The organism is Laedolimicola intestinihominis, assembly GCF_040096155.1.
Classification (GTDB): domain Bacteria; phylum Bacillota; class Clostridia; order Lachnospirales; family Lachnospiraceae; genus Laedolimicola; species Laedolimicola intestinihominis.
Map to the genome: position 1 here is coordinate 512,461 of NZ_JBBMFE010000001.1, position 10,009 is coordinate 522,469.

Consider the following 10,009-nt stretch of genomic DNA (forward strand, 5'->3'; position numbering starts at 1 on the left):
TCTTTTCCTATGCTTGCTATTCAGTTATTTTTTCTTCGGTAGTTCAATGCGGTAGTTGACATATTTCCCGCCCGTATCAGCCAATACGATAGTTCCTTCGTAGGTTTTGCCCGTCTTTGGGGAATAGAGCTTTTTCACATTTACCTTGCCGGATTTTAAGAGTGCGGCGGCAATCTTTGGGGTAAAGGTTACTTTTCGTTCTTCAAAGAAACGGTCATTTTTCCACATGGCAAAGATACATTCCTTATTACTGCAATAGTAGTTTTTCTTTCCCTCATAGACAGGAGAGCCGCAGCGTGGGCAGCTTCCCAATGTTTCCCGTTCCGGCTTGAACATCTGTGCTTTATCATCAGAAAGAAACGGATAGGTCTTTACCAGCTCCCGCGCCATATCCTCAATACCCTCCATAAATGCGGCGGGGTCTGCCTTACCTTTTGCAATCTGCGTCAGATTGTTTTCCCATTCTGCGGTAAGCTGCGGACTTGTCAATGTGTCCGGCAGGACGCACACAAGGTTGATACCGTCTTTTGTGGGAAGTAGCTGCTTGCCTTTTCGCTCCACAAAGCCCCCCTTTACCAGTTTTTCAATGACGGCGGCGCGGGTGGCGGGAGTTCCAAGCCCTTTGCGTTCTGCGTCCGGGTCGGTGTCCTCACTTCCGGCGCGCTCCATAGCAGAGAGCAGAGACGCTTCGTTGTGAGGTTTTGGCGGTGTTGTGTCATGCTCCGTTACCGTTGCCGCCGGATTTTCAAAGGTCTGTCCCTCGGTAAATGGCGGCAGGGTATTTTCTATGTCGCTGTCTGCGTCGTCCGTTTCGGGCTTGTTTTTTAAGGCTGCCCTGTATTTTCGGTCAATCTCTTTCCAACCCTCACAAAGAATGGTCTTGCCCCTTACGGTAAAGGGCTGTCCGGCACATTCAAAAACTGCTGTAACCGCTTCAAAGGTATGCGGTGCAGCGGTTGCCATGATAAGACGCGCCCCGGCAAGGGTAAGGATATTCCTTTCGCTTTCCAGCAGCGCGGAAAGGTCGGACTTTGCAAGCTCCATAGTCGGGATAATGGCATGGTGGTCTGATACTTTTTTACTGTTCAGAACCTTTCCAAGCTCCGGCGTGAAGTCTTTTCCCGCCATAAAAGAAAATTTCCCACAAAGCAGCTTGATAATGCCCGCCGCTGTGTCGCTCATGTCGTCGGTCAGAAATGCGCTGTCTGTTCTCGGATAAGTAAGAAGTCTTTTTTCATACAGGGATTGTGCAAGGTCAAGGGTCTGCTTTGCGGTATAACCGAACAGGCGGTTTGCTTCCCTCTGTAAAGAAGTAAGGTCAAAGAGCTTCGGCGGGGCTGCGGTCTTTTTCTCTTTCACAAGGGAAGTACAGACTGCTTTTGACACTTCGCAAGTCGTTTTTAATGCGTCGGCTTCTGCCTTATCTGAAATTCTTTCACTTGCAGCTTCCGCGCCGGATAAGGCAAGGCGCACATGGTAGTATTTTTCTTTCTTGAAAGTGGTAATCGCTGCGTCCCGGTCAACAAGCATTTTTAAGGTCGGGGTCTGTACGCGCCCCACGTTCAAGGTATGATTGTAAAGGACAGAGAAAAGGCGGGTGGCATTGATACCAATTAACCAGTCAGCCTTTGCCCTGCACAATGCGGAAGCAAAGAGCGCGTCGTATTCCTCGCCGTTCTTCAGACGGGAAAAGCCCTCTTTGATTGCGCTGTCCTCCATAGAAGAAATCCAAAGGCGGCGCATAGGTTTCTTGCAGCCCGCCATTTCATAAACAAAACGGAAAATGAGTTCTCCCTCGCGCCCCGCGTCGCAGGCATTGACGACTTCGGAAACGTCTGCCCGGTGCATAAGCTCTTTTAGGGTTTTGAATTGCTTTTCCTTGTCAGCGGAAACGGTGTACTTCCATTCCTGCGGTAAAATCGGTAAGCTGTCATAGCTCCACTTTTTATATTGTTCCCCGTAGGCGGCAGCTTCCGCAAGCCCTACCAAATGTCCCACGCACCAAGAAACAAGATAGCCGCTTCCTGTGAGAAATCCGTCTTTCTTTTCCTTTGCCCCAAGTACGGCAGCGATTGTTTGCGCCACACTGGGCTTTTCTGCGATAACTAAAATCAGTGATAAATCCTCCTTTCGGGTAAAAGAAAAGAGCAGCCATTTCTGGCTACTCTACAAATAAGCTATCTATTGATAGTCTTGAATAAATTTTAAAAATTCATCTCCGTATTTTGTGGTTCTTTTTGCTCTTGCAAGTTCTGTTGAAACAGGTGTATCAAAATCTACAATGCTTATTAAACTGTCTGAACAAAGCTGTCCTGCAATATGTTTTACAAACATTATATCATCTGCAAAGCAAGGAAGTTTCTCAATAATTCCTTTTATCGGGTGTTCTGTTCCACCAATCGTCCGAATTGTTGTTCCACTTCGCTTAATAACCTTTTCATTGTAATTATCTTGTGCGAAATATTTTAGCAACATTATATGACTTAATGTATAACTTCCAAGTAATGACAAGTAAAAAAGTTTTTTATCCGTTGGTATATCTATATTGTTTGCAGAAGAATAAAGTGCATTAGCAAAAAGCTCTTGCTTTTCTTTCTGATATGCTCTCATTGCTCCCATAGTTGCAACTTGAACACAAGAATAGAACGCCTCATCTTGTGCCAATTCATCTATTGAGCGTGGAATTTTTTCTAATATTTCCTCAACTCTTTGCTTCCACTCATTCATTCGTTTATCAGCCACATACCCTTGTGCCAAACTTATATACTCGGCTAAAAAACCACCTCCGGGGAATAATGATACAGCCCCTTTTCCAGTTGCTATTAAAGCGTCTGTTAATTTATTTCCCAATTCATCAGCTCCTTTGCTATATGATAATTATTTTACCACACAAAAAGAAGTTTCTCCACATTTCTTTTCAGCGTTCCGGCTCGGTTTCTTTTTTCTTCTGTACCTGTTTCAGACAGTACCCCACACAAGGGGACTGTCCCTTATAAGGGCAGGAAGCGCAAGCCGGGGGATAAGGAACAGGCGGCGCATTATCACGCCGCCCGTTCGGTTTCTGTATCATCATTTTTTCAAAGGGATTGTCGGTAAACAGGGTCATAGGGTTTCTTCCTCCGTTTCTTCATCTTCGGGAGTTTCCCCGGTATCTGCTTCCGGCTCGTCCTCGTCGTAGTCCTCAAATTCAAAATCTTCAAGGTCGGTATCGCCCTTTACATTCTGCTTCGGCTTTAGAAACTTAAAGTAGTAGAACGCTGCGCCGCCACCAAGCAGGGCAAAGAGGACTAAGGCAAGCACCACACCGGGATTGCCGCCTTTTTCTTTCAGTTCTTCCGGCTGCTCCGTTGGTGTTGGGGTAGGTTCTTTGCCTGTGCAGCCTGTCATACTGGTAACACATACCGGGCAGGACGTGTTTACCTTTCCGACTTCGCATTTTTCCGTACAGTTACAGATTTCCGGCTTTTTGGCAGCTTCGCCGTTTTCGGTCAGTGCCATAAGGTCGGCTTCGTCCACTTGATTTAGGAAATGTACGGTCTGTTCGCCCTCGGCGGCGCGGTCAATGAGGATATAGAAATAGTTGCCGCCTTTGGTGGTAACAGTGATAAGTTGCTTATTGCCGCCGTAATCGTCAACCAGTGTAGCGTTTCCCTTTGGGGTAAGGGGCGGCGTTTCCTCTTTTTCCTCCACAACTACATTACTGTCGTTGGTCGCGTCCCCGGCGGGCGGCTCTGTGGCTGCGCCCTGTGCATAGGCAGGGACAGAAAAACCGCCCATAAGGATAAGGGCGGCACAAAGGGCAGTCATGGTCTTTTTCAGTTTATTCTTCATCTGCATTTTCCTCCTGTTCGTTTTCTTCTGCGGGTGCGGCAGTCATGCCGGGAATACCGCCGCCGGACAGCATAGCGTTCAGTTCCTGCGGGGTCAGACGCATAGCTCGTACAAGCTGCACGATTTCAAGGTTTTCCGCTTCGGTTTTCTGCACTTCCAGTCCTTTTAACTTGTTCTGATACTCTGTGATTTTCTCGCGGGTCTTTGCGATTTCCTTATTGATACGGTCGATTTTATTGTTTGCCATAGGTCATTTCTCCTTTCTTTTTTGGACTGCTTTACCAGTTCATCAGCCCGTAGCCTTTGATACATTGATAGTTAAGGTCATAGCTCTTTATCTTGCAGGCGTCGCCGGAATTGCCCTCAACGGTATAGACGCGGCTACCGTCCCTGCCAAGCACAAGCCCCACATGGTCGGCAACGCCGTCTAAATCCCAATCGAAAAAGATAGCGTCGCCCGGTGCGATATTCTCATAGCCGCGTGCGCCCCATTGTCCCCTTGACTGAAACCAAGGGACACCCTGCCATTCGCAGCCCGCAAAGCGCGGTTCGCTTTTTCCGGCTTGATTGTAGCACCATGATACAAAACAGGCGCACCATTCCACGCGGCTGTTAAAGCCGTACCAAGACCAGTAAGGGTAGCCGCCCACATTTCCGACTTGCTGCTTTGCAAGCTCCATAAGCTCTTGATTTCCGGGGCGCGTACCGTTTACAAACTCCACACCGCTTAAATCCTCGGACGGGCTTCCGTCGGGAGAACCGCCGCCAAAAATCAGCGGTTTGTTGCCGCTTGTTTCCAAATACACCCGGTACATTTCAAGCTGCTGTGGCGTAAGAAGTTCCTCCGCAAGCTCTGAAATCGGCTTGTTTGTCAGTTTCACATTTAAGATGTGATACTCATAAGGGACTTCCTCGGTGGTGGTTTCCCCGGTTTCCGGGTCGGTGCTTGTTTCGGTGCGGTAGCGTATTTCCACTTCCTCGGTCAGCGTCAAGGTGTACTGCATGGAAAAGATACGTTCAAGCTCTGCCTGTGCGCTCTGCGGGGTGTAGCTCTGCAAGAGGGCGGTCAAGTAAGACGCAAGTTCGTGGGGGTTATGCCCGATACTGTCAAGGTCGTAGCGGTATTCATCATAGCCGGGGTGGGTGCTTTCGATATTGTCAATCTCACTTTGCAGCCCGTTTTCCAATGCGGCATAGTTGTTTTCAACTGCCACAAGGTCGCTGTCCTCGGATGTGTAGGAAGTGCCAAGCACCCCGTTTGTCAAGCCCGAAAACATAGCCCCGCAAGAGGACAGCCCTGCGGAAATCATAATAAAGAGAAGCAGCGCGGCAACTGCAATCAAAATGCCCGCCGGGTGTCTTGCCGCAAATGCGGCGGCTTTCCTCGTTTCCTCGGCGGTTTTCTTCGCCGTCTTTCTTGTGGCTTCCGCTGCGGCTTTTGCCCCTCCTTTCTTTGCCGCCTTTGCATACTGGCGTTTTATCTGCTGTTTCTGCATGAAACGGGAAAGAAGGTTAGAGGTAAGCTGCGGATTGTCGCGCAAGGTCTTGTGATACTGGAAGTTGACGTTTGTCTTAAATGCTGCCTTTTCTGCATTTGCTGCTTCCCGGTAGGGTTTCAGCTTATGGCTGCGGTAGCCCTGTTTTAACTTCCGCGCTCCGTATTTCGCGCCGCGCTCGGCAAGTTCCTCTGATTTATGCGCCCCCTCAACGCCGGAATTGTCCTTTTCAACGGAATGTATCTTGTTATGGACGAAAATCCCTGCTTCCTGTGCAGGGCGGGACAGCGGGTTTCCCTTTTTGCCGCCGGGTATCGGTTTTTCCTGTTCTTCAAAGCGTAAGCGGGTCTTTGCCTTGCCTGCGGCTTCGTCAAAGGTGCGCTTCTTAACCAGTTTCTTTTGCTTTGGGATAGCTGCCTTTGCCGCGTCCAGTCGGTCAGCGGCTTTGTTTGATTTTTCAATATAGCGTTCCAGTTCCGGGGCGGCAAGTTCTTCCTCGGTAAACTGCAAGCGGGAAGATGTTGTTTGTGCGGTGGCTTCCTCCTGTGCCTTGCGTACCGCCTTTTTACTGGATTTGCGGGTCTGTGCGGCTTCGATATGCTCCATGACGCGGTCTGCGGTGGCGGTGTCCCTTGCGGGGACAGCTCCCGGTGCGTGGGGTAACGGGGAAGTTTGGGACGGTAAACCTTGAAGCTGCGTCCCGTCCTGCGCCGCTTGCTGCTCCGGGGACTTTTGAAAATCCGCGTCCTGTTCCCGTTTACTGATACGCTCGGCGGTCTGCTGTGTTTCGTTTACCTCGATAAGCCCGTCGCGGGTCATTTTCTGCGTGATTTTATCGCGGGATTTATATTGCTTCATGGTCTGCACCTCACTTTCCGCTTTCGGAAACTTCCTCCGGCTTCGTTGTCATTACCCTGTAAAGCTCGGTATCTTTCGGGAAGCGGTCTACAAAAGGCAGCACCACATTTCCATAGAAGATAAGCCCCTCGCCCGCTTCGGTGTGGGTAACATACTTCATCTGCTGCGGGGAAATATTAAGCTGCTTTGCAAGGATAGTACGGTCGCCCTGCGCTTGATTGAGCATGAGGACAAAATCGCTGTTTTCAAAGATATTTTCCACCTCGCGGCTTGCCAAAAGGTCTTTGACGTTCTGCGTAATGGCTGTGGGGATACCGCCCCATTTACGGAAACGCTTCCAAATCTCCACGCTGTAAGCGGCGGTCTGTTCCTCTTTTAAGAGCAAGTGAAACTCGTCCATATAGTAGCGGGTGGATTTCTTTTCTGCGCGGTTTATCGTTACCCTGTTCCATGTCTGGTCTTGCACAATGAGCATACCTAACTTTTTAAGCTGCTTCCCAAGCTGCTTTATATCAAAGCAAACAAGGCGGTTAGAAAGTTCCACGTTGGTTCTGTGGTTGAATACGTTAAGGCTGCCGGAAACATACAGCTCCAATGCCGCCGCGATACGGGCAGCTTCCGGCTCCGGCTGTCTTAACAGCTCGTCGTAAAGGTCGCCCAAGATAGGCATTTTTGCCGGGTCGGGGTCTGCAAGGAACGGACGGTACACATTTCTTACAGCCCTGTCAATGACGGTCTTATCGACAGGCTGCAAACCCTCCTTGCCGCCAATGACAAGCTCACAGAGGGAAAGGATAAAATCAGATTTCAAGGCTAACGGGTTGTCGTCCTCGGAATAGTTAAGGTTTATATCCATAGGGTTTACATACTGGGGCTTGCCGTCAATGCCCCTGCCCGTAGGGGAAAGCCGTATCACTTGCCCGTTCAGACGCTGCACAAGGGAAAAATACTCGGCTTCCGGGTCGCAGATGATAATGTCGTCGTCAGTAATGAGGAAAGCATTTGTCATTTCCCTTTTGGCGGCGAAACTCTTACCGCTTCCCGGCGTTCCCAAGATAAGCCCGTTTGGGTTTTTGAGCTGCTTTCTGTCGCAGAGTATCATATTGTTAGAAAGGGCGTTCAAGCCATAGTACAGGGCTTGCCCCGTCTGAAAAAGCTCCTGCGTGATAAAGGGAATGAAAATAGCGGTGCTTGATGTGGTAAGCCCCCGCTGTATCGGGATAAGGTTTTTCCCAATCGGCACACTGGATAAAAGCCCCGCTTCCTGCTGATAGTCAAGGCGTGTCAGGCGGCAGTTGTATTTCTGTGCGATACCCGCCGCAGCGAAAATGTCATTTTCCAGTTTCCGCTTCGTGTCTGCCATGTTTACCACAAGGAATGTAAGGAGAAACATTCGCTCGTTGCGGCTCTGTAAGTCCTGCAACAAGTTCTTTGCTTCGCTGCCAAAGGTGGCAAGGTCGGACGGGATTATATCCATGTCATAGCCGCTTCTAACCGCTTTTTTCTGTTCCTCAATCTTCATCTTGTCAAGGTCTGTGATTTTGCGCTTAATGGTCTTGATTGCTTCCGACTGGTCGATACTGCGGATATGTAAGTTGACGATTACACCTGTTTCCAAGTCCAGTATATCAGCAAGCATACGGTCGTTGAGTTCCGGCGCAAGGATTTCAAGGAAGCTCGCCGCGCCGATTTTACGCCCCATGCGGAAATATCTGCCCTCGCCAAAACGGAAAGAGGACGGGGCGATAAAATCCTTTGTAGACAGCCCCGACGGGGTAAGCCAGTCAAAGGAAAAGGAGAACGGCTCGCCCTCTGGGTGGAATACCCCATGCAGCACCTTTAAGCGTTCATAGCCGGATAAGGGGCGGGCGGTTACGCCAAGCACCTTGAAATTGTTAAGCACGTCGGTTTCGATACGGGAAAGCCTTGACTTTGCAGCCGCCTTGTTATCGGCTTCAACAGTAAAGGTAATGTATTTGTGCTTCACAAGCCCGTTGTTGCCTTTACTAAGCTGATTTTTCAGCATATCCGAATACTCGGTGCGGATAGAGTTAAAAGCGTCCTCCTGTGCGGGGATAGAGATTGCTTTTTCTGCCTGTTCCCGCTGCGTTCCTTGATTGATGAAAGAAAGCTGCACGCTCACGCTCGCGTCAAAGTAGTTGAGGAAATCGCACCAGTTTTCAAAAATGGCGGTCTTATCGTCAGCCTGTGCAAGCTGATAATTGATGTCCTCGAACACGACGCACTTTGAATATCTCTTTTCCGTAACCTTGCAGATACCGTCCGGGTACATGGCAAGGTAGGGAATGGTCTGCTGTGCGGTGCGGGCTTTGCCGTCGCCTTTAGCCTTTCGGATAGCTTCGGCAATCTGTTTCTTTTCGGCGCGGGTCAGCTTACGCCTGTTTCCTGCGGCTTCCCGCGTCTTTTTTGTTTGTCCTTTTGACAATCGCTGATACCTCCTTTTCTAAGTTTCGCTGCTTTTCCAAGACAGCGTATAGGTTTTCGGTTCTGTAAGGTCGCTCCTTTGGGCGGGTAAACTTTGTCTGAATGATGTTCTTAACCACCACTTCAAGGGGCTGTCCATGCTTTTCATACATGGCAAGCAGGAAGCAGGGGAGCATGACGACAATCATCGCCATAGCCGCAAGATTTGTCCCTGCGCTGCCTTTGAGCAAAAAAAACAGCGGCAGTCCGATTAAGAGAGCCGCCGCAAAACAAACGATTTGCCGCTTTGTCAGATTGAAAGCGACTTTTGTTTTGACTTTGGATAGGTCTTTGGGTACAGGTACATACGCCAAGAAAAAACCTCCTTTCTGCCCTTAGTGGGCGTTGAATATGGATTTTGCCAGTGTGCCGGATTTGAACAGGGAAAAACAGAGGATAACCGTATAGGCGGCAAGGGAAAATACCGCGCTGTGCAGATTGTCTGCGATTATCATATCGTTTACCAGTACGGCGTAAATACCGACACATATCATAATGAGGAAGCCTTGAAAACCAAGAGCGAACAGCCCTTTTAGGTAGTTGTTTCCAATCTGTCCCCATTCTCTGTTGGTCATGGTCGCAAATGGAATAGGCGATACCGAACAGTAAAGGTAAATCTCTATCATTCTGCCGTATAGGATAACGGTTATCAGTACGGACATGATTTTCATGCAAAGGCTCACAAGGCTTGTTTCAAGCACAAGTAAGAGCAGTTCGGGGATTTCCATATCTTCAAGCCCCTCCTGCATGGCGGCAAGGGCTTCGGCAACGTCGATATTCGTATCGCCGCCGATAACCCCCGCTGCGCCGGAAACGATATGCTGCGCCATATCAAAGACCGCCATTGTGATGTTGAACGTGTTGGTTACGATAAACACCGCGACAAAGGCTTTGAATATCCACTTAAAGAACATGAATGTTTCTATGTCGTGCATATTGTTCTTTTCCGTTACCATGCTGATTAGCTCGTAGCATAGGACATAGGTAATGACAAGCCCCGCAATCGGGACGATTACATTTTCAGAAAGGGTCTGTATCATGCTGAAAATGTTGGCGTTCCACCCTTGCGGGGTCTGTCCTACCTCGTTTGCGATAGTCCCGACTTTTTCGTTTACGTCCCCGAACATAGTTGACAGATTACCGTTTATCGCTCCGATAAGGATTTCCTTTATCCATTCGTTAATCGCGTCAAGTATGCTCTGCATAGGCAGCTACCCGCGCTTAACCGAACAAGCCGGAAAGCAGAGGTACAAGGATAGTGCCGATAAGGGCAACACCGCCGCCTGCCATGAGCTGTTTTATCCCCAATTAGGTGTAAAACTCTGCTCGATGGCGGGCGG

Annotated in this window: 9 protein-coding genes and 1 pseudogene; all 10 read right to left on the reverse strand. The window is 49.2% G+C overall.

Features of this window, described 5'->3' with window-relative positions; genetic code table 11:
* Nucleotides 1-24: 24 nt before the first annotated feature.
* Nucleotides 25-2,115, reverse strand: coding sequence for a DNA topoisomerase 3 (locus WMO29_RS02305; RefSeq protein ID WP_308727900.1), 2,091 nt, complete (start codon nt 2,113-2,115; stop codon nt 25-27).
* Nucleotides 2,116-2,181: 66 nt separating this feature from the next.
* Nucleotides 2,182-2,850 (reverse strand): hypothetical protein, encoded by a 669-nt coding sequence (locus tag WMO29_RS02310; protein WP_055222878.1) that lies wholly within the window; start codon nt 2,848-2,850, stop codon nt 2,182-2,184.
* Between the two features lie 67 nt (nt 2,851-2,917).
* The gene (locus WMO29_RS02315) at nt 2,918-3,106 is read right to left on the reverse strand and encodes a transposase (RefSeq protein WP_011861109.1); all 189 of its coding nucleotides are present in this window, start codon (nt 3,104-3,106) and stop codon (nt 2,918-2,920) included.
* Nucleotides 3,103-3,831, reverse strand: coding sequence for a DUF4366 domain-containing protein (locus tag WMO29_RS02320; RefSeq protein ID WP_002610332.1), 729 nt, complete (start codon nt 3,829-3,831; stop codon nt 3,103-3,105). The genes WMO29_RS02315 and WMO29_RS02320 overlap by 4 nt, the downstream gene beginning before the upstream one ends.
* Complete coding sequence (locus WMO29_RS02325) at nt 3,821-4,078, reverse strand: DUF4315 family protein (RefSeq protein ID WP_055153476.1); 258 nt, start codon at nt 4,076-4,078, stop codon at nt 3,821-3,823. Before WMO29_RS02325 ends, WMO29_RS02320 begins: the two co-directional genes overlap by 11 nt.
* Nucleotides 4,079-4,109: 31 nt before the next feature.
* Nucleotides 4,110-6,146 (reverse strand): C40 family peptidase, encoded by a 2,037-nt coding sequence (locus tag WMO29_RS02330; protein ID WP_308727901.1) that lies wholly within the window; start codon nt 6,144-6,146, stop codon nt 4,110-4,112.
* Nucleotides 6,147-6,195: 49 nt separating this feature from the next.
* Nucleotides 6,196-8,631: a VirB4-like conjugal transfer ATPase, CD1110 family gene (locus WMO29_RS02335; protein WP_173793631.1), complete on the reverse strand. Its 2,436-nt coding sequence runs from the start codon at nt 8,629-8,631 to the stop codon at nt 6,196-6,198.
* Nucleotides 8,579-8,983 carry a PrgI family protein gene (locus tag WMO29_RS02340; protein ID WP_077726641.1) on the reverse strand — a complete coding sequence of 135 codons (405 nt, stop codon included), beginning with the start codon at nt 8,981-8,983 and terminating at the stop codon, nt 8,579-8,581. Before WMO29_RS02340 ends, WMO29_RS02335 begins: the two co-directional genes overlap by 53 nt.
* 21 nt (nt 8,984-9,004) lie before the next feature.
* Nucleotides 9,005-9,874, reverse strand: a complete 870-nt coding sequence (locus WMO29_RS02345; RefSeq protein ID WP_002610323.1) for a VirB6/TrbL-like conjugal transfer protein, CD1112 family — start codon at nt 9,872-9,874, stop codon at nt 9,005-9,007.
* A gap of 16 nt (nt 9,875-9,890) precedes the next feature.
* Nucleotides 9,891-9,974 (reverse strand): annotated as a pseudogene (locus WMO29_RS02350) (Maff2 family mobile element protein); the annotation flags it as partial.
* Between the last annotated feature and the right edge of the window lie 35 nt (nt 9,975-10,009).